This is a genomic window from Chryseobacterium sp. LAM-KRS1 (assembly GCF_013184525.1).
Lineage (GTDB): Bacteria > Bacteroidota > Bacteroidia > Flavobacteriales > Weeksellaceae > Chryseobacterium > Chryseobacterium proteolyticum.
On the sequence record NZ_JAAOIZ010000003.1, the window covers coordinates 21686 to 41066 of the forward strand.

Sequence of the window (19381 nt, forward strand, 5' to 3'; positions counted from 1 at the left end):
AGTATAAAAATGAAAAGAAGAGTTTTATCATTATTATCGTTAACAGTGGTGTTAACATTAGCCTTAAATTCATGTACTATTGATGTAAATGATGGCTTGGGAGAAGGAAATACGGTTACAACTCCAGGAACTACTGAAAGTGTTCTAAGCGGAAGCGGAACTTTATCAGGAACTATTACAAAAGACCTTTTAATAAAAAAAGGAAATTATACATTAGATGGAATTGTAAAAATAACTAACAATGCTACCATCACAATTGAAGCAGGAGCTACATTCAATGTTGTAACTACAAAAACAAGTGGTTTAGTTGTTCTTCAGGATGGTAAAATAAATGCAGTTGGAACAGCTTCTGAACCAATTGTATTCACTACTTCAACAAAGACTCCGGGTGATTGGGGTGGAATTACATTATATGGAAATGCACCTATTAAAGCAGTAAACGGAAATACTCAGGCACTTTCTGAAGACGGAAATAATGTTTATTATGGAGGAAGTGATGCGAATTCAAATTCCGGAACTATGAAATTTGTTCGTGTTGAGTACGCTGGAAAGAAAATCGGTGATGGTACTTCAGAAACCAATTCAATGACTTTCTACGCTGTAGGAGCAGGTACTACCTTAGAAAATCTTGTAACTTACAAAGGAACAGATGACGGGTATGAATTCTTCGGAGGGACTGTAAGTGCTAAAAATATTGTTTCTTATGGCAACTTCGATGATTCATTTGACTGGCAAGATGCATGGAGTGGTCAAAACAATACCAATTGGTATGCTTTTCAGACAGGAACAGGAAACTTTGGAATGGAAATAGAAGCTTCCAGTAACATAGATAATGTTGCTCCAAAAATTTCAAATATTACATTAATTAGAGATGCAAATACTAATCCTGAAGCAGCTAATTCTCCGGAAATTTCTGCAATCCAATTTAAAAAACATGGAACAGGAATTTTCTCAAATGTTTATATCAGTGGATATAAAAATATTGGTAACCAAAAAGCGTATGCTGTTCTTATTCAGGATGCTGCTACGGAAAATAGTCAGGTAAACAATAATAAAGTAAAAGTAGAACCTCTTACCTATTTAAACTCTGACAATGCAGGAGTTTGGGGATATGCATATAATCCAAACGGTGGAAAAACTTTCACAAACGCAACAACAGTTACAAAAGTTACATTGGTACCAGGAGCTTGGGCTACGGTAGATGGTGTTAACCTTTTAGCTGGATTACAATAAGCAAGTAATAGTTTCTCATATCACATTAAAAGCCATCAGAAAACTCTCTGATGGCTTTTTTAATTTATTACACAAAAAAGACATTGAAAATCTTCAATGCCCTTTTATATAATACCGTTTTCTAGGAAATCACAAGATATATCCTAACATGTTTAAATTAGTAAAGTTTGGTCATAGTTAATTAGTTTCGTTGTTGATCAGATCGTAAAAAAATCTTTTGGAATTACTTCTTTCATTTCCTTTGTCTTGAGCAGTCTGTTTTGTCCATAATGCTCTATGGCAATCACCTTCTTCAAATCACTTTTAGTAATTTTAGGTTCCAGAAGTAAGGAGTAAAATTTTGCAATGTCTACCCTTAAACTTTCAGTCTCTATGCTGTATTTTTCTTCACCCGACTTAAGACATTGATCAAATAATTTTAGCAGCTGATGAAAATGAATCAATTCTTCTTTTGAAAGAGTCGTTTTTTTGTTGAAAAGCTTAAATTTACCTTTACTGTTCCTGGTCTCTTCCTGGGCAGGAAAGTCGTTAAAATCCCCATCGGGAACATTCAACTTAATCTTCAGATAGCTAATCATTTGTTCAGGGGATATTCTTTCCTGATAGTAATCGTGGAGTTCTTTAAGGGAAGTCCACCTGCTTCTATCAAGTGATAAATCCACTTGTCGCAGAAAAGCATAGAAGAAAAGAATTTGTTTGTAATCTACTTCTAATTCATTCATAATATACAGTAATTTATAAGGGCTTTCCCCCTATTAGTAATAATGTTGGGAAAGTAAAAAAATAGTTTTCCGTAAAAATATTTGTGTGTAAGGTGTGTATTGTGTACTGCAAAAGTACACGGTAATGACAATGCGAATTTATTTCATTATTAAATAATAAACATATATTCTTATGTAAAATTAATATTAAAATTACCTTAACTGTATTTTTTTCAACATAAAATAAAAACACCAAAGTAAATTACAATGGTGCCCGGTTACAAAAACAAGTATTAAAAAATTATATTAAAACTCTTTCCAGAGTAAATGATCCTGGATCAGTAATCCCTCTATTTTAGGGACTCTTGCTACAGCTTCTGCAGAACAGCTCGCATTTAAAAAGACAGCATTTGCCTGGTCTCCTGCTTTTGGCCACAGCATGTCTCCTTTTTCATCCAGAGGTAAAATATTTTGTGTTGCAAATCCTAAAGTCCTTGAAAGTTCGGATTCTGTTTCATATCCATATAACTCAGCAATCAAATTAGCTTTCTGAAGCATATTTCCGGATCCGAAAGTGCTCCAGTGATCCTGGACATTATCATTTCCTACCAGAATATTCACTCCATATTTTTTGAGCGCTGGAACAGGCATAATTGTTCCTCTGAAAGGAATAGAAGAGGCTATTCCCACCTTAGCATTCGCAAGTCTTTCAGCGATTTCATTTGTTTCCTTTAAAGATAAATGCCCCAGGGCAAAAGCATGGCTGATGAAAGTTTTTTCCTTGAGAACCGGATTTTCAATAACCTTATCGATCAGATAATTGATGGTTTTCATCCCCGATTCACCTATTTCATGCAAATGAATATCAATTCCTTTCCCATAATCCAGCGCCAACTGAACAGTGAAATCAATTACCTTTTCAATATTCCCATCAATTGAATAGGGGTCTAAACCACCTATAAAGCTTACACTTTTTAAGGCAGCCGCTTCTTTCATCAGGTGAGCCGAATCGGTATAATACAATCCATGTTGAGGGAAAGCCACCAGTTCAGCGCTGAAAAAATCTTTTTTATATTCTAACGCTTTTTCTAAGTTTTCCAGGGATTGTAATCCTGAAGTAGGATCGACATTAAAATGAGTCCTCGCAAAAGTGGTTCCGTAAGACTGCAATAAAGAGATCAGCTCTCCTCCTCTTTCAACCGATGTCTTTAAAAGCTCAGGAATGATTTCCTGTTCATAAGCAATCATGTTTTTCACTGTTTTTCTTTTCGGCGATATTGCCTGCCATGGAAGCCCATATAAAGTTTTGTCCAGATGGATATGCATGTCACTAAATGCAGGGAGCATCAGTTTGCCATTTACATCAATCCCATCGGAATGTGCATTACCAGATAGGATATTTTTTATTGTTCCTTTTTCAATTTCAACACAAAACAAATCCGTTTTTGTTCTGATAACGTCTTTCTCATCGTAATCGAATCCGGTTTCCAGGCGGACGTTTTTCAACAGATAATTTCCGGAGGCAATAACCTTATAGTCTGGCTGCATAGTTCTCATTTTATGATAACAAAGTTAAGCCCACCATCTCCAAAACAGGTGTACCAATTATATGATGCTTTGTACGGATTATTACTCTTTAAATTGTGAAGGTGTCATTCCGGTTTGAGCCTTGAAAAATTTTGAAAAACTGGCGTGATCATAAAACCCAAGATCATATACAATATCTTTTACAGACATTGCAGACACTTTCAGCAGACGCTTGGCCTCAAGCAAAATGCGATCCTGGATTAACGAGGAAGCCGATCTGTTCAGGTTCTTTCTGCATATTATATTTAAATAGTTGGCAGAGATATTTAATTTTTCCGCATAAAAAGAAACTGAACGTTCCTCTTTAAAATATTGGTCAATAAATGACAAAAATTTAGAAATTACGGGGTTGGAATTAAAAATTTCAAAATCATTAAAAGCTCCTTCTACCGATTTACTGATCAGCAAACCAATCACTTCTCCTCTTTTTTGAATCAGTTCCCAAAATACAGGCTTATTATTTAAAGAATCTTTAATGGCCTTAAATTCGTACAAAAGCTGCTGAAAGATTTCTTCAGAGACATCAATCACGGGATGATTCTGATAATACGATGCTGAAAACCGTAATACCGGAAGAAAACTTTCAAACCATTCACGGCTGATCATCAGCTGATATCCTATTGTCTCTTTCTCTATTACCCATTGATGGACCTGTCCGGGAAAAACCAGGTGAATCTGACTATTTTCAACTTTGTACCCCACAAAATCAATCGTATGAAAACCTTTACCTATTTCAAAAAGGTTAATAATGAAAAAATCATGCTTATGAGGCTCATCGATTGATCTTTCACCATGCAGCTCATTAAACAAAAGATGACAACCTTTTGACTGGTCCTCGCTGAATTCATGAATACCTAAGACGGGAAAATAATCTGACTGATGGCTCATTCCGCTTTTAATTTACTCTCTAAAATAAGTAAATTCTGCCAGAATAGATCACAACCTCTATCAAAAAACAATCGTACCCTGATGAACGAGAGATTCGATATGGGAAATTCTTGAAACCGCCTCAGCAGAACAGCTCGCATTTACAAACACCATATTGGCATCATCCCCTTTTTTAGGCCACTGCTGATTTCCGTTATCATCCAGCGGAAGTACATTTCCTGTTGCCAGTTTTAAACTCCTTGATAGTAAAAATTCTGTTGAATATCCATACAATTGCGCCATCAGATTTGCTTTCTGCAATACGCTTCCTGAGCCGAAAGTATTCCAGTGATCAACAATACTGTCATTACCCGTCAGAACTGTTACACCATATTGATACAATAATGGAATCGGCATAACAAGGCCTCCGAAAGGAATGGTAGAAACAATTCCTATTTTAGCGGCAGCCAGCTTTTCTGCAATTGCTTCCTGTTTTGGTTTTTCAAGCTTCCCCAAGACAAAGCAGTGGCTCAAATAGGTTCTTCCTTTGAGAGATGGGTTTTCATTCACTTTATTAATAAGATACTCTACTGTTTTTAAGCCGGATTCTCCGGACTCGTGCAAATGAATATCAATTCCTTTGTCGTGATCCAAGGCAAGCTGAACTGTAAAATCAATTGTTTTTTCAATAGCTCCGTCAATCGTATAAGGATCTACCCCTCCTATAAAATCAATATCCATAGCAGCTACTTCTTTAAGATAAGGCACCGAATCCGTATAAAAAACACCATGCTGAGGAAAAGCAACCAACTCCGCTCCAAATGTTTTCTTTTTATTCTCCAATGCTCTTTGAAGGTTTTTCAGGGAATCCAGTTTGGATGTAGGCTCAATATTGACATGGCTTCGCGCAAAAGAAGTTCCTTTAGATTGTAAGAGCTCAATCATTTTTTCTGCTTTAAAAGCTGAATTCTTCAACATTTCCGGAAGTATCTTCTGCTCCAGGGCAATCATTCCCTTTACTCCGCCTGTTCTTTTCCTTACAGCCTGCCAATGATCTCCATAATATGTTTTGTCTAAATGAATATGCATATCTTTAAATGCAGGCAGCATTAAAAATCCCTTTGCATCAATCGCTTTAGCATTAGGCTGGTTTGGAGTAATGCTTTTTATTTTTCCATTTTCTATATCAACGCAAAACAGATGGGTCTGCGTAGAAATCACCTCCCCTTCTTGATATTGAAAACCGGTTTCCAACCGAACATTTTTAAAGCTCAATTTTCCATTACTTAAAGTTTCATTTTCAAAAAGCAGGCTTGCAGCATTCATTGTTCCGGATGTTAATGTTGTTAAACCTGCCATTGCCAAGGCAGAGCTTTTAATGAAGTCTTTACGGGTTATATTGCCTGAGGTGTTCATATCCAATCTATTTATTACAAAAATAAATATAACAGAGATGAAGGACAGGTATAGTTTATAACAATGTCTGTACAATTTATTGTGAAACTCATTTTGCGGAAAATTTTATGTATACCGGTATCTGGTGTATTTAAAAACAAAAAGGACAAGATTGATAAATCCTGTCCTTTTTTATTTTTGTTTCTATTGAGTTAAGAATACTCAAATTTCCTTACAGCTTCCAGCGTCATATCGATTTCCTTCTCTTTGATCGCATCACTGATAAAATACGTTTCATAACCGCTTGGCGGAAGGTAAATTCCATTGGTTAGCATTTGATGGAAAAAGTTATTGAACAAGGAATGATTCGCTTCCTGCGCTTCATCAAAGTTTGACACTCTGTTGATATGAAAGAAAACAGACATCATAGAACCTTTTCTGTTGATTTTATGAGCAATCCCTTTTTCATTTAAAATTTTTCCAATTTCAAAATCTAAAGTTTCCGTAGTTCTATTAATTCTTTCAAAAAAGTTCGGATCATTTTTAATCAGCTGAAGTGTTTTTAATCCGGCTCTCATAGCTAAAGGATTTCCGCTCAGTGTTCCAGCCTGATACACTCCTCCTTTCGGAGCCAGGTGATCCATGATCTCATTTCTTCCCGCAAAGGCTCCTACAGGAAGTCCTCCTCCGATTACTTTTCCGTAGGTAACCAGATCTGCTTTTACATTGAACAACTCCTGAGCACCGCCAAAAGCTAATCTGAAGCCGGTCATTACCTCATCAAAAATTAATAAAGCTCCATTTTCATCACAGATTTTTCTTAAATTCTGTAGGAAATTATTTTCAGGTAAAACACATCCCATATTTCCGGCAACCGGTTCTATGATTACGGCAGCTATTTCTCCCTGGTTATGACGGAACAGATCTTCTACCTGCTCAAAATCATTGTAGCGGGCCAAAAGAGTATCTTTAGCAGTTCCCTGAGTTACACCGGGTGAATTTGGGTTACCAAAAGTAGCAGCTCCACTTCCGGCTTTGATCAAAAATGAATCTGAATGTCCGTGATAGCATCCTTCAAATTTTACAATCTTATCTCTTCCCGTGTATCCTCTTGCCAGCCTGATTGCACTCATACAAGCTTCAGTTCCAGAAGAAACCATCCTGATCTGATCAATGTTCGGAACATTTTCTACGATGAATTTTGCAATTTCCGTTTCCAGCTCTGTAGGAGCACCAAAGGAAAAACCTTTTTCTGCCTGTAATTTAAGTTCTTCCAATACCTCAGGATGGGTGTGTCCAAGAATAGCGGGTCCCCATGAATTAATGTAATCCACATAGGTGTTGTTATCCTCATCTGTAAGATATGCACCTTTTGCAGACTTCATAAAAACGGGAACACCTCCCACTGATTTGAATGCCCGTACCGGAGAATTTACTCCGCCCGGAATGTATTGATATGCTTCATTGAATAAAGCTGAACTTCTTTGATATCTCATGTTACGTAAAGAAATGCGCCTCTCGGCGCATATATATTTTTTATTATTTAATTTCTCGGCTTTTTATCTATCAGATAAATCAATTGTCCAGGCGAAGGTTGTTGTCCTTCATCCATTCTGTTTTTTGCGTATAGCTTGTGTAGTTTGATCCCGAATTTCTGCGCGATGTCATGCATATCTTCACCAGACTCGGCTTTATACACGGCCGTATTTCCTGTGGAATTTTTAGATTCAAGAAATACGATATCATTTTTCTTTAAAGCAGTTCCTTCCAATTCGTTCCATTTGATCAATCTGCCTTCGCTAACTTTAAATTTGTTGGCAATGTATTTTACATCTGTATCCTCAGGAATAACGATATATTTCAGTCCGTCATTAGGATGGCTTTTTATCAGTATAGAATTAAGGATTTCAGCTTTTGTTTTAATTCTTTCTACCCTTTTCTGCTGTTGTGCATAAGAAGTCTGCTTATAAGGTACATTCACTGTAACAGGATCTTTTTTTGCCACTTTAGAAGGTTCTAATTGTGCCATGAAAGTTCTGTCATCCTTAAGGTTCGGATATAAGCTTAGTACGGCATAAAGAACCTCTTTGGAATTGGTATTGTCAAACTCATACAGTTTATATCTTTCAATTTTACCGATCAGAATGGAAGCATAACGCGGATTGGTTGCATATCCTGCTTTTTTTAATCCGTACGCCCATGCTCTGTAATCTTTCATATCCAGCTTGAAAAGATTGGTGTAGTACTTTCTTGTTGAAAGGAATATGGAATGATCTTCATAAGACTGCCTTGGATCTTCATACACACGGAAACATTCATTCGGAGCATCATCCGTATGCTTCATTGTTTTCCCTGTCCAGTCTTCTTTACATTTTATCCCAAAATGATTTTTCCCTTCCAGAGCCAATCTGCTTTGCCCTCCCCCTGTTTCCAGAAGCCCCTGAGCAAGCGTAATAGAAGCAGGAATTTTATATTTTTCCATTTCTTCTACTGCATATTGTGCAAATTTCTGGATGTATTGGTCTTCAGTAGCCCAGGTCTGAGCTGAGAATTTTGATAAAACTAAAAGGCTTACGAGTAAGAAAAGTCTTTTCATGTTTTTCAATTTTTACTTTATAATTAATTTTCTATTTTGTTTTTCTAAAAGCAAATTTGCGCCTTCAATTCCCTGCAAACCGCCGGTATGGAAGCATAAAATTCTACTATTCTCAGGAAAATATCCATCTTCTATCAGTTCAAAAACCTTCTGCATCATTTTCCCTGTATAAATCGGCTCCAGAGGAATCTGGTATTTCTCTTTAAAATCATTTATAAAACGGATATTCTCATCCGTTATTTTCCCATAACCTCCAAAATCAGAATCTATTAGATGATAATTTTTCTTCAAGGTTAATTGGGCTATGGTATCCTCCAATGAAGAATCACCAACCACCTTAAATCCTATAACCTGCTGATTATCTTCACAAAAATTAGAGATCCCGGCAATTGTTCCTCCGGTTCCAACTGCGGTGCAAAGATAATCAAAATCTTTTGTTTCATGATTCAGCATCATTTTCACGCCACGAACGGCATCTTCATTGGTACCTCCTTCGGGAATGATTAGGGCATCCGGAAATTCATGCTGCAAAAACTCAGATAATTTTTCTTTATTACGATATTCCTCACGCGAAACAAATTTCAGATTCATTCCATTCCTGAATGCAAAGAGAAGTGTTGGATTATCACGCCATTTTTTAGAGAGTTCTTCTCCTCTTATAATTCCAACTGTACGAACTCCTGCTAACTTCCCTATCGCTGAAACTGCTGAAATATGATTAGAATAAGCACCGCCAAAAGTGATGATGAGTGGATTTTCAATTCGTTTTTGAAGATAGGTATTAACATTATGAAAAAGTTTCCAATACTTATTCCCGGAAATCAGTGGGTGGACAAGATCTTCTCTCTTAAGAAAAAGACTGATATTCTTATCCATCTTTATTTCATCAATCGGAATAGGCTCTGCAGGAATCTGTAAAATCATTTTGTTTTAAAGTAAGACTGAACTAAGGGCAAAATTACCATTTTTAAATCTTATCTATCTGTAATTCCAAAAACTCCAAAGTTTTCTGCTCTTAAGATAACCTCCATCATCTTCCATAGCATAGGCTTCTTTTTCAAATGAAATACTCCGGTAAGCCAGATAAGCATCTTTTAACCTGAAAAAGTGATAGTAATATTCTATAACATAAAAGATATAAAAGAAAATAATCAACAGTTCCAGTTGTTGTCTTAAATGAATTTTTTCGTGATTGATCAATACATTATTTTCCTTATCTTCGGGTTTTCTTACGAAGATAAAAGGAAAAAGAGCAATACCATTAATTTTTAATTTTTTTAATGGTTTTTGGCACACAATTATCATAATAACAAATATAAAAGTTTTTGATCAAGATTTAACTTATGGCTCATTTTGACATCAAAGAACATGAAGACTTCTACTATAACGAACAGGGATATAAAGTCTTTACAGAAAAGTTTCATCTGAAGCGAGGATATTGTTGTAAGAGTGGCTGTAGACATTGTCCTTACGGATACGATAAAAAGACTGATACATTCATTAAAAACGATAAAAAAAATAAATAAAATGAAAAAATATATTTTTATTTTGTTAGCCGCGGCTACTTTAGGTTTAACCTCCTGCAGCCCTTTTCAGGTTCGTTCTGACTATGCCGAAACTGCTAATTTCACTTCTTATAAAACATACAAAATAAGAATTGATGATTTGAAACTTAATGATATTGATAAAGACAGGGTTTTGAATGAATTATCAAAACAGCTGCAAAGCAAAGGTCTTTCATCGGGAGAAAATCCGGATCTTATTGTTAATGTAAAAGCTAATCATAAAAAAGTAACGGATATCAACAGTTATTCACCATACGGAATGTGGGGATGGGGAGGACCTTTTGGATGGGGTATCGGAATGAACAGAACATGGACCAGTAACTATAATGAAGGAGCATTAATTGTAGACCTGGTAGATACGAAAAGTAATAAGCTGGTTTGGCAAGGTATAGGAAGCGGAATATCTGTAGACTCACCAAGAGCTAAACAAAGACAGATCCCTGAAATTATGGCGGAAATTATGAAGAACTATCCTCCACAAAGAAAATAAAGATTATTTAAATCAATTATACCGAGCCAATGCATGATTTTGCATTGGCTTTTTTTATTAATTTGTAGTTCATCACGGTAGTTATCTTATCAAATATATACCATACATAATATAAACGGTCAAAATTAACAGAAATGTAATTTTTCATTTCATAAAAATGTAGTAATCTTACACCCTAAATTTTTATTAAATATGAAAAAAATTATCTTATTTCTTGCTTTAGCAGGTATTGCTAAAGCCCAGGCTCCTGCAGGATACTACTCTTCTGCCAATGGATTAACAGGAGCTGCTTTGAAAACAGAACTCAGCTCCATTATTACCAATGGTCACCAGGACAAAGGTTATGGAGGACTTTGGACCGGATATAAAACTACCGATATTGATAAAACTTATGAAAACGACGGATCTATCATGGATATTTATTCCGAGAAGCCCAATGGCGCGGATCCGTACAACTATACTCCGGTGACGAATCAATGCGGAACTTATTCAGTAGAAGGAAATTGCTATAACCGTGAACATATTGTACCACAAAGCTTGTTTAATGAAGCAGCACCGATGGTTTCAGATATCAACTTCATCAGAGCTACCGATGGTAAAGTAAACGGAATGAGATCCAATTATCCTTTCGGAAAAGTAGGAACAGCAACATTTACATCCAAAAATGGATCAAAATTAGGGAACTCCGTATCTTCAGGGTATTTGGGAACAGTTTTCGAGCCAATTGATGAATTCAAAGGAGATGTGGCTAGAATGATCTTTTATTTTGTAACGCGTTATCAAAGTAAGCTTTCTTCTTTCTCTTCAGGTAATATGCTAGGAAACACAGCTTTTCCGGGGTTACAAACCTGGGAGCTTAATGTTCTTTTAGCATGGCATAATCAGGATCCTGTTTCTCAGGCAGAAATCTTAAGAAATAATGCTTCTTATACTTATCAGGGCAATAGAAATCCTTTTATTGACAATCCTTCTTATGTAGATCAGATCTGGGGATCTCAACAACCATCAAACGATACTCAGGCACCTACAACAGTTACGGGCCTTAGTGTTTCAGGTAAAACATCAAGTAGTGTATCTCTTTCATGGACTGCCTCAACGGATAATGTTGGCGTTTCCTCTTACGACGTTTATATGAACGGAAGCTTAAAAACCAATGTAGCTTCAACTTCTGCAACAATTTCAGGATTGAGTTCATCCACAACTTATACTTTTTATGTAGTAGCTAAGGATGCGGCTGGAAATACATCTTCCGACAGCTCAACAGTTTCTGCAACTACAGAATCCGGAGGAACAACGAATCCAGGTACAGATTGTGTCAATGAAAATTTTGAAACCATTCCTACGGGAAGTTCATCAAGCTATTCTACAAGAACATGGACCAATGGTGGAATTACCTGGACCGCAACAGATGCAAGAACCGATCAGACGATTTCCAATAAGGCGATTACTGTTCGTGATGGTTCTTTAAAATCGAGCAGCTCAGCTAATGGTATCGGATCATTAACGGTAACTACTCAATTAAAATTCAGCGGAAGCGCAGGAACGTTTAATGTTTTGGTAAACGGAGTACAGGTGGGAACAATTCCTTACAGTGCAACAACTGCAACCACAACAATCAATAATATTAATGTTTCCGGAAATGTAGTAGTGACATTGGATAATAATTCATCAAGCAATCGTGTAGCTCTTGACAACCTGAGCTGGACTTGCTACTCAGGGACAGGAAAGCAAAGCAAGAGTATCTCTTCTGATGTTCAGCCTGAGTCAAAAGATTTACAGGTTTATCCTAATCCCATTTCAAATCAGGAGATTTTCATAAAAGGAGAAACTCAGAATATTAAAAAAGCTGAGATCTATAATTTGCAAGGAAAAGTAATGCAAACGATTAACAGCCCCTTCAAAAACAGCAGGAATTCAATTAAAATTAAAAATCTTGAGCAAGGTATCTATATCTTAAAACTGGATAATTCCAGTCTTAAGTTTATCGTTAAATAAGCTTTCAGGACTTTATTTTAAATAAAAAAAGCCTTCTCTTTATTAAGAGAAGGCTTTTTATTGGTAGTTTAAATATCAGGGAATCAAGACCGCTCTGCCTTTGATTTTCCCTTCTCTTAGCCGGTCATAAACCTCATTAGCCTGATCGAGCTTATATTTTTCAATTTCAATATGGATTTTCTTTTGTCTGGCAAGTCCTACAACCTCCATCAGTTCCACCCGGGAGCCCCAGTAAGGATTAGTCATACTTACCCCAAATGGCAATCCGGACATATTGTATTGATAATGTCCTCCTCCCAATCCTACAATGGTAAGGTCTCCGTCAAGGCTTACAATCTTAGTTCCCAACTCAATGGTCGAAGTTGCTCCAACAAAATCCAATACTACTTTAGCCTTTTTTATTCCGGTAATCTTTTTGATCTGTTCTGCAGCATCGGCATCTTTGGAATTAATGGTGTAAGAAGCTCCAAGCTCTCTGGCAAAGGCCAGCTTATCTTCTGTGACATCACATGCAATAATTTCAGCTCCGCTGATCTCCCGTAAAATCTGAAGTGCAACATGCCCTAATCCCCCAACACCGATTACCACCACATACTCATCTGCCATCAATTTATCCAGTGACCTTTTGATCGCTGAATACGGGGTTAAAGCAGCATCGGTAAGTGGTGCAGCTATAACGGGATCGAGATCATAAATAGGAACCAATAAACGGGACGATGGAACAAGCATATATTCTGCCATCCCGCCATTCAGTCCTAATCCTCCACCATACGCCATTTCTGACTGATGGTCACAATAGTTCTCTTTTGATTGCTGACAGGGTTTACAATGCCCGCATCCCCAAGGTCCATAGACTAAGACAGCATCCCCTTTTTTATATCCTTTGACATCTGAACCGATTTCTTCAATCCATCCCGCATTCTCATGTCCCAAAGTAAAAACAGAACCCGAAACTGTATCTTTATCTATAATATGCAAATCCGAATGACAAACACCTGCACCTCCAATCTTTACTAACACTTCTTCTCCTGATGGTTTTGGGATTTCCATATCATCTACAATACGGACATCTTTATGTCCGAAAAAACGTACTGCTTTCATACAATTAATATTTGAAATTTATATACTTCAATTTACTAATAACATACTGGTTTACATGAATAAATACCATTAAATAAATCATTTTTCCGATAAAATTTCCTATATACGTATTACATTAAAGAAAATTACAAACAACCCACCAACAAAAAATGACCGCAAAATTGAGGTCATTCAGTTCGATCATATCATTAAAGTTATTTTCCCATATTTTTAAGCTGATTAATCTGCTCCATATATCCGTCCCAACCGACAGTAGAAAGGACAAAGATCATATAGGCAAGACTCAGAACTCCTATAATCAGACCAATGATGCATAATATTCTTCCTGTTTTAAGGTTATCATAGTCTGAATATACTCCCGGATTCTGAAGATACAGCGTATTATCCTTATTGTACAGATTCATTCCGATTAATCCACAGATTACACCTACAATCCCGTTACAACAACAGCTTCCGAGGATAGCGACGATTCCTAGTACTAGTACGGTTGTCGCGTTTGGTAATTTTTGATTCATAGTTAGTTATTTTAATAATTTAATGTAATGTTAAAGGATGTTTATAAAAATAAGAAACCACCATGATAATTGAATTAATAATGGCTAAAAAAACCAGTATATTACCATAGCTTCTTTTTTTATCAATAAAGTTCACTCCTACCATAAGCAAAAAAAGAAGTAAGGTGTACACCGCAGGAAACATATGAAAAGCCTCTGAAAATTTTCCTTCAAAGACTAAAACAATTGCTCTTTGGGTACCACAACCAAAACATTCAATTCCTAAGAATTTTTTGCTTGGACAAGGTAGCATAAAATCTTCAATCTTCATTTCCTGAACTTTTATTTTGGTTTCTAAAATTAAGAAGAAATTTTAGCTCTTAGATATTGATGTGGGAAAAAACAGTTTTCATTCATTTCAAAGGATCCCTGAACTGCAATATATGGATTTCTAAGAATTTCCCTGGCTACAAAAATAAGATCGGCATCACCCTTCTGTAAAATATCCTCAGCCTGCTCTATTTTTGTGATCAAACCTACTGCTCCCGTCTTCACTTCAGCTTTATTTTTTACCTGTGATGATAAAGGGACCTGATAACCGTCAAAGACAGCAATCTTTGCTCCATGAATATTCCCACCACTTGAAACGTCCACTAAATCCACCTTATGCTGCTTCAGTATTTTTGCAAGCTCTACACTGCTTTCGATATCCCATCCATTTTCAGCATATTCTGTTCCTGAGATTCTCACAAACAATGCAGTATTATCATTCAGTTCCTCGTTTACCGCATCTACTATTTCTATTAAAAATCGTATTCTGTTTTCGAAGCTGCCTCCATATTCATCTGTTCGTATATTCGAAAGCGGAGATAAAAACTGATGAACTAAATATCCATGTGCCCCATGGATCTCTATAATGTCAAATCCTGCTTTCACAGCTCTTCTTGCAGCTTCTTTAAAATTCTGAACCTGAGTTTTTATTTCTTCCAGCGTCAGAGCGTGTGGAATTCTTTCTGTAGGATGATAAGGAATCGGGCTAGGTGCCAGAGTTTCCCACCCCTCTTCCACTGGAATTTGAATATTATTCCAGGTAGAGCCTTTTCTTCCGGCATGTGCCAGCTGGATTCCGATTTTACTCTCAGAATTGGAGTGGACAAAGTTGACAATCTGCTGAAGTTTTTCAGCCTGTTCGTCATTCCATATTCCCATACATTTATTAGTGATCCTTCCCCGGGGTTCAACACCCGTTGCTTCAATCATTATCAGTCCGGTACCACCTTGTGATCTGCTTCCGTAATGTACGAAATGAAAGTCATTAGCCATTCCGTTTTCACTTGAATACATACACATAGGTGACATAACCCATCGGTTAGAGAGTTCAATATTTCTGAATTGTATCGGAGTATATAACATTGTCTATTAATTTTTGAATTTTACTATTGAAGAGGAAATAATCCCGGGTTGCCCACGTGATTAAAAAGAACTAATTTTACCTCCCCTTTTTAGGCTCCAATAAATATATGAAAAAAGATATACAGATCGGCTACGAATATTTTAAAAATAGCTCTGAACTGAACGATATAGAAAAAAGACTTTTCGAAAGAGCAAAACAAGCCCGCGAAAATGCTTATGCCCCTTATTCCCAATTTTTGGTCGGGTGCTCCGTATTACTTGAAAACGGAGAAATATTTTCCGGTAACAATCAGGAAAATGCAGCTTTTCCATCCGGACTTTGTGCTGAAAGAACAGCTCTATTCTGGATAGGTGCAAATTTCCCTGAGGAAAAGATCAAAAAGATTTTTATCGTAGGAGGCCCTAAAGAATCTTCTGAGAAAACACCACCGATTCCCCCATGTGGCGCCTGCAGGCAAAGTCTTATTGAATACGAAACAAAACAAAAAGAAAATATTGATCTTTATTTTTCCAGTATGAATGATGAAATCATTAAGGTAAATTCGATTAAAGATCTATTGCCATTTTACTTTGACTCGACGTTCTTGTAATCGTGAAACTCTCAATTCTGAGGTTCTGGGAAACGTTATTTTTTCTGCAGACCATTGTTTTGATTACAAATTAACAGATACGACTGAGATTTCTTTTTAAAAACTTATCTTTGCAAAAATTTTGGTTTTCAAGCTATTGAAATAATAGGGAATTGGGTGAAAATCCCAGACTGTCCCCGCAACTGTAGATCGCAATTAAAATTTCTATAATAAACCACTGTGAAAACGGGAAGGTATAGAAATGCGAAAGTCAGGAGACCTGCCAAAATGATAATACCAAAAATATATTGCTTTCGGTGGAAAAGTAAAATAGTATGAAAAAAACCTTAGTACTGCTTTTATCGTCATCTGCTTATTTTCTTTGTCTGGGACAAGAGAAAGCAATCGATACCGTTTATATTTTTGACAATCAGATGAACAAGGTAAAACTTTTTCATAAGGTTACTCCCATTACTCCTCAGGATGCTGAAAAGAATTCCACGAATCTTTCAGAACTTTTACGCTTCCAATCCAGTATTTATATCAAGGAAAACGGACGAGGTGCAGTTTCTTCGCCTTCGTTCAGAGGAACCTCCGCTCCACAGACAGCCTTTGTTTGGAATGGAATCAATATCAATTCGATATTTCTTGGTCAGGGAGACATTAATAATATTCCTCTTTTCGGATATGATGAGATCGGAGTGAAAGCCGGTGGCGGAAGTGTAATATACGGAAGTGGTGCAATCGGCGGAAGTATACATCTCAATAATAATCTGGATTTCAATAAAGGTTTTAAAGCCTCCCTGTATTCTGAGGGTGGATCATTTGGTACTTTTAATAATTTCGGAACGGCCTCCTACAGCAATGAAAAGCTGAGTTTTAAAGTCTCAGGAAATCATTCGATCAGTCAGAATGATTATAAAGTCGAAGAAAAAAACTATATTAATAGAAACGGCAAATACTTTAACAGTACCTTTAATGTTGGAATCTCCTATAAAATTGCGAGACATCAGACGATCTCATGGCAAAGTCAGTTTTTTGATTCGACACAGAATTATCCGATTTTTGTAGAGAATGGCAACCGTACAAAATACGAGACACAAAGCACCAGAAGCTTACTTTCCTGGGATATTACTAAAAATAAATTTTCAAATAGCTTAAAAGCTGCTTACACAGAAGAAAATTTCCAATATTTTGGCAATTATAATGCCCCGAAGACCAGTGGTTCAACAGGGAAAAATTATATCTTTAAAAATGATTTTAATTATTTCATCGTACCTGAACTTAATGTCAACATCATCACCGAATTCCAGGTAAACAAAGGTGAGGGTTATCAGCCTGATCTCCAAGGTGTAAAAACTGAAGGAATTGGTAATGTAAGTAGAAATGTAGGCTCTTTAGCGGGATTAATACGATATTTTCCGACGAAAGATCTGCGTTTTGAAGCTGGTGTTAAAAAGGATTTTGTGGAGAATATAAGCTCACCATTGCTTTACTCATTCTCAGGAAAATGGAGTCCGGTACAATGGTATAATCTTGGAGTAAATGTATCCAGAAATTTCAGATTTCCAACATTCAATGATCTGTATTGGAATCCCGGAGGAAATCCAAACCTAAAACCGGAAAGGTCTTACCAGATGGATATGGACCATGAGTTTAAATGGGGTAATTTTAAACTTGCATTAAGTCCGTATTATCTTTATATATCGGATAATATAGTGTGGTTGCCGACAGCTTACGGATATTGGTCACCAGTTAATATCAATAAAGTGAAATCTTATGGTTTAGAATCACAGATTACTTTTGATAAACAGCTTAAAGAACACCATTTTAGATTTAATATAGGATATACACTTGCAAAATCCATCAATCAGGAAACTAAAAAGCAAATGATGTATGTCCCTCTCCATAAGGTTTTTGGAAATTTTGATTATCAGTATTCTTTCCTAAAACTTTATGTTCAGGGAGTTTTTAATGGTCTTACATACACTACAACAGATGAAAAAAGAGAAGATGCTATAGATTCTTATTTCGTCATGAACACGGGTGTATCAGCAACGATCTTAAAAAAATATGTCTTAGGTTTTAAAATCAATAATTTAACCAATACTGTTTATGAAACGGTGTCTTATTATCCGATGCCAAAACGTAATTACAGTATTTCCGCAACGATAAATTTTTAATAAAAAATAACATGAAAATAACTAGACTTTTACAACTTTTATTTGCCGTAGTACTACTTTTCAATATTTCCTGTAGTACTGATAGCGATAATACTTTGCCTGTAGTAACTTATGAAAACGGATATTTAATTTCGAACGAAGGAAATTTCGGAAAGCCAAATGCAGAAGTAACTTTCGTTTCAAGAGACTTAACTTTTAGTCAAAACAGCATCTTTTCCAAAAATAATAATGGAAACCAATTGGGTGATGTTTTACAAGCTATGGCATTCAACGGGGATAAAGCATATCTCTTGTTAAACAACTCAAATAAAATCCAGGTAGTAAATCGATATACTTTTAAAAGTGCAGGTGAAATTACCAATCAAATAGATAATCCCCGTTATGTTGCAGTTGCCAATAATAATATCTATGTAACCAATGATAAATATCAGGGAGCTAAATATGTAAGTATTTATAAAAATTCAGATCTATCTCTTGTTAAGAAAATTACATTCACGGATAACGTTGAAAGAATTGTTGAAGCAGGAGGAAATATTTTTGTTCAAAATGCAAGCTTTGGATTCGGAAACAAAATAACTTACATCAATACTTCGAACAATGATGTACAATCTGTAATTACATTGCCCAATGTAAACATCAACAAAACAATTTCCTACAATGGTAATGTATACGTTATTGCTACAGGAACTACTGACTCATATATTTATCAGATTTCAAGTACCGGAAGCATTACGAAAACAACAACGTTGACAGGTATTCCTAATGCAACCAATCTTCAGATTGATGGTGGAAGATATTTCTTCTCTTCAGCAAATAAAGTATACTCAATGGTTATGGCGGCAACTACTTCTCCTACAACTCCTATTATTACCGCTGTAGACGGAGGACAATACTATACACTTTACGGATTCAGTGTTGTAGATGGAAAGATCTTTACGTCTGATGTGAAGAACTTTACTGAAGACAGTGAAGTTACAGTATATACTACTTCAGGATCAAAAATCAAATCCTTTACAACAGGTAAGGGTACTAATGGCGTGTATTTAAATTAAGAAGTTTTTACTTTTTAATAGACTAATAAATTTTATTTTTTTTCATCATTTGTGTTTTTTCCGGGCTGCCTTAGGCAGCCCGGATTTCTTTTACAGAAACCAGACAACATCCAAATAAAAAAGATCCGGAAATGAAATCT

The 19381-nt window shown here is 36.0% G+C and carries 19 protein-coding genes and 1 riboswitch; of the genes, 7 read left to right on the top strand and 12 right to left on the bottom strand.

Going from position 1 to position 19381, the window contains the following annotated elements; translation table 11 throughout:
* Positions 1 to 9: 9 nt before the first annotated feature.
* Positions 10 to 1233 (top strand): hypothetical protein, encoded by a 1224-nt coding sequence (locus G9C87_RS07540; protein WP_172279770.1) that lies wholly within the window; start codon positions 10 to 12, stop codon positions 1231 to 1233.
* A gap of 197 nt (positions 1234 to 1430) precedes the next feature.
* On the opposite strand, the gene G9C87_RS07545 is transcribed toward G9C87_RS07540, so the two are convergent.
* The 8 genes from G9C87_RS07545 to G9C87_RS07580 all read right to left on the bottom strand — a co-directional run bounded on the left by G9C87_RS07545 (position 1431) and on the right by G9C87_RS07580 (position 9684).
* Complete coding sequence (locus G9C87_RS07545) at positions 1431 to 1955, bottom strand: hypothetical protein (RefSeq protein ID WP_172279772.1); 525 nt, start codon at positions 1953 to 1955, stop codon at positions 1431 to 1433.
* A gap of 285 nt (positions 1956 to 2240) precedes the next feature.
* Positions 2241 to 3482, bottom strand: a complete 1242-nt coding sequence (locus G9C87_RS07550) for an amidohydrolase (RefSeq protein WP_172279774.1) — start codon at positions 3480 to 3482, stop codon at positions 2241 to 2243.
* 81 nt (positions 3483 to 3563) lie between these two features.
* A complete protein-coding gene (locus G9C87_RS07555) occupies positions 3564 to 4409 on the bottom strand; it encodes an AraC family transcriptional regulator (protein WP_172279776.1) in 846 nt (281 codons plus the stop codon).
* A 60-nt stretch (positions 4410 to 4469) separates the two neighbouring features.
* Positions 4470 to 5804: an amidohydrolase gene (locus tag G9C87_RS07560; protein WP_172279778.1), complete on the bottom strand. Its 1335-nt coding sequence runs from the start codon at positions 5802 to 5804 to the stop codon at positions 4470 to 4472.
* 191 nt (positions 5805 to 5995) lie between these two features.
* Positions 5996 to 7279 carry a glutamate-1-semialdehyde 2,1-aminomutase gene (gene hemL, locus G9C87_RS07565; RefSeq protein WP_172279780.1) on the bottom strand — a complete coding sequence of 428 codons (1284 nt, stop codon included), beginning with the start codon at positions 7277 to 7279 and terminating at the stop codon, positions 5996 to 5998.
* Positions 7280 to 7326: 47 nt separating this feature from the next.
* Positions 7327 to 8379 carry a glucosaminidase domain-containing protein gene (locus G9C87_RS07570; RefSeq protein ID WP_172279782.1) on the bottom strand — a complete coding sequence of 351 codons (1053 nt, stop codon included), beginning with the start codon at positions 8377 to 8379 and terminating at the stop codon, positions 7327 to 7329.
* Between the two features lie 12 nt (positions 8380 to 8391).
* Entirely contained in the window at positions 8392 to 9303 is a 912-nt protein-coding gene (locus G9C87_RS07575) for a 1-aminocyclopropane-1-carboxylate deaminase/D-cysteine desulfhydrase (protein ID WP_172279784.1), read from the bottom strand.
* A gap of 54 nt (positions 9304 to 9357) precedes the next feature.
* A complete protein-coding gene (locus G9C87_RS07580) occupies positions 9358 to 9684 on the bottom strand; it encodes a hypothetical protein (RefSeq protein WP_172279786.1) in 327 nt (108 codons plus the stop codon).
* Positions 9685 to 9722: 38 nt separating this feature from the next.
* Between G9C87_RS07580 and G9C87_RS07585 the strand changes: the two genes are divergently transcribed.
* The 3 genes from G9C87_RS07585 to G9C87_RS07595 all read left to right on the top strand — a co-directional run bounded on the left by G9C87_RS07585 (position 9723) and on the right by G9C87_RS07595 (position 12429).
* On the top strand, positions 9723 to 9905 hold the full coding sequence (locus G9C87_RS07585) for a DUF5522 domain-containing protein (protein WP_089027353.1): 183 nt from the start codon (positions 9723 to 9725) through the stop codon (positions 9903 to 9905).
* Between the two features lies 1 nt (position 9906).
* On the top strand, positions 9907 to 10434 hold the full coding sequence (locus G9C87_RS07590) for a DUF4136 domain-containing protein (RefSeq protein WP_172279788.1): 528 nt from the start codon (positions 9907 to 9909) through the stop codon (positions 10432 to 10434).
* A gap of 192 nt (positions 10435 to 10626) precedes the next feature.
* Entirely contained in the window at positions 10627 to 12429 is a 1803-nt protein-coding gene (locus G9C87_RS07595) for an endonuclease (RefSeq protein WP_172279790.1), read from the top strand.
* Between the two features lie 75 nt (positions 12430 to 12504).
* Here the strand turns inward: G9C87_RS07595 and G9C87_RS07600 are convergent, their stop codons facing one another.
* From G9C87_RS07600 to namA, 4 genes are all read right to left on the bottom strand, one after another.
* A complete protein-coding gene (locus G9C87_RS07600; protein ID WP_172279792.1) occupies positions 12505 to 13530 on the bottom strand; it encodes an NAD(P)-dependent alcohol dehydrogenase in 1026 nt (341 codons plus the stop codon).
* Positions 13531 to 13724: 194 nt separating this feature from the next.
* Positions 13725 to 14045 (bottom strand): CCC motif membrane protein, encoded by a 321-nt coding sequence (locus G9C87_RS07605; protein WP_172279794.1) that lies wholly within the window; start codon positions 14043 to 14045, stop codon positions 13725 to 13727.
* Positions 14046 to 14064: 19 nt separating this feature from the next.
* Positions 14065 to 14355: a DUF2752 domain-containing protein gene (locus G9C87_RS07610; RefSeq protein ID WP_172279796.1), complete on the bottom strand. Its 291-nt coding sequence runs from the start codon at positions 14353 to 14355 to the stop codon at positions 14065 to 14067.
* 29 nt (positions 14356 to 14384) lie between these two features.
* Positions 14385 to 15437 (bottom strand): NADPH dehydrogenase NamA, encoded by a 1053-nt coding sequence (gene namA / locus G9C87_RS07615; protein WP_172279798.1) that lies wholly within the window; start codon positions 15435 to 15437, stop codon positions 14385 to 14387.
* Between the two features lie 107 nt (positions 15438 to 15544).
* On the opposite strand from namA, the gene G9C87_RS07620 reads away from it, so the two are divergent.
* From G9C87_RS07620 to G9C87_RS07630, 3 genes are all read left to right on the top strand, one after another.
* Positions 15545 to 16027, top strand: coding sequence for a cytidine deaminase (locus G9C87_RS07620; protein ID WP_172279800.1), 483 nt, complete (start codon positions 15545 to 15547; stop codon positions 16025 to 16027).
* A 105-nt stretch (positions 16028 to 16132) separates the two neighbouring features.
* Positions 16133 to 16309, top strand: a riboswitch (cobalamin riboswitch).
* 32 nt (positions 16310 to 16341) lie between these two features.
* Complete coding sequence (locus G9C87_RS07625) at positions 16342 to 18189, top strand: TonB-dependent receptor plug domain-containing protein (RefSeq protein WP_172279802.1); 1848 nt, start codon at positions 16342 to 16344, stop codon at positions 18187 to 18189.
* 11 nt (positions 18190 to 18200) lie between these two features.
* Positions 18201 to 19241 carry a hypothetical protein gene (locus tag G9C87_RS07630; protein WP_172279804.1) on the top strand — a complete coding sequence of 347 codons (1041 nt, stop codon included), beginning with the start codon at positions 18201 to 18203 and terminating at the stop codon, positions 19239 to 19241.
* Positions 19242 to 19381 lie beyond the last annotated feature (140 nt).

Bases quoted from the DNA above. Each gene is read 5' to 3' on its own strand.
- G9C87_RS07540 (WP_172279770.1), top strand. From the start codon at position 10: ATGAAAAGAAGAGTTTTATCATTATTATCGTTAACAGTGGTGTTAACA.
- G9C87_RS07545 (WP_172279772.1), bottom strand. From the start codon at position 1,955: ATGAATGAATTAGAAGTAGATTACAAACAAATTCTTTTCTTCTATGCT.
- G9C87_RS07550 (WP_172279774.1), bottom strand. From the start codon at position 3,482: ATGCAGCCAGACTATAAGGTTATTGCCTCCGGAAATTATCTGTTGAAA.
- G9C87_RS07555 (WP_172279776.1), bottom strand. From the start codon at position 4,409: ATGAGCCATCAGTCAGATTATTTTCCCGTCTTAGGTATTCATGAATTC.
- G9C87_RS07560 (WP_172279778.1), bottom strand. From the start codon at position 5,804: ATGAACACCTCAGGCAATATAACCCGTAAAGACTTCATTAAAAGCTCT.
- hemL (WP_172279780.1), bottom strand. From the start codon at position 7,279: ATGAGATATCAAAGAAGTTCAGCTTTATTCAATGAAGCATATCAATAC.
- G9C87_RS07570 (WP_172279782.1), bottom strand. From the start codon at position 8,379: ATGAAAAGACTTTTCTTACTCGTAAGCCTTTTAGTTTTATCAAAATTC.
- G9C87_RS07575 (WP_172279784.1), bottom strand. From the start codon at position 9,303: ATGATTTTACAGATTCCTGCAGAGCCTATTCCGATTGATGAAATAAAG.
- G9C87_RS07580 (WP_172279786.1), bottom strand. From the start codon at position 9,684: ATGATAATTGTGTGCCAAAAACCATTAAAAAAATTAAAAATTAATGGT.
- G9C87_RS07585 (WP_089027353.1), top strand. From the start codon at position 9,723: ATGGCTCATTTTGACATCAAAGAACATGAAGACTTCTACTATAACGAA.
- G9C87_RS07590 (WP_172279788.1), top strand. From the start codon at position 9,907: ATGAAAAAATATATTTTTATTTTGTTAGCCGCGGCTACTTTAGGTTTA.
- G9C87_RS07595 (WP_172279790.1), top strand. From the start codon at position 10,627: ATGAAAAAAATTATCTTATTTCTTGCTTTAGCAGGTATTGCTAAAGCC.
- G9C87_RS07600 (WP_172279792.1), bottom strand. From the start codon at position 13,530: ATGAAAGCAGTACGTTTTTTCGGACATAAAGATGTCCGTATTGTAGAT.
- G9C87_RS07605 (WP_172279794.1), bottom strand. From the start codon at position 14,045: ATGAATCAAAAATTACCAAACGCGACAACCGTACTAGTACTAGGAATC.
- G9C87_RS07610 (WP_172279796.1), bottom strand. From the start codon at position 14,355: ATGAAGATTGAAGATTTTATGCTACCTTGTCCAAGCAAAAAATTCTTA.
- namA (WP_172279798.1), bottom strand. From the start codon at position 15,437: ATGTTATATACTCCGATACAATTCAGAAATATTGAACTCTCTAACCGA.
- G9C87_RS07620 (WP_172279800.1), top strand. From the start codon at position 15,545: ATGAAAAAAGATATACAGATCGGCTACGAATATTTTAAAAATAGCTCT.
- G9C87_RS07625 (WP_172279802.1), top strand. From the start codon at position 16,342: ATGAAAAAAACCTTAGTACTGCTTTTATCGTCATCTGCTTATTTTCTT.
- G9C87_RS07630 (WP_172279804.1), top strand. From the start codon at position 18,201: ATGAAAATAACTAGACTTTTACAACTTTTATTTGCCGTAGTACTACTT.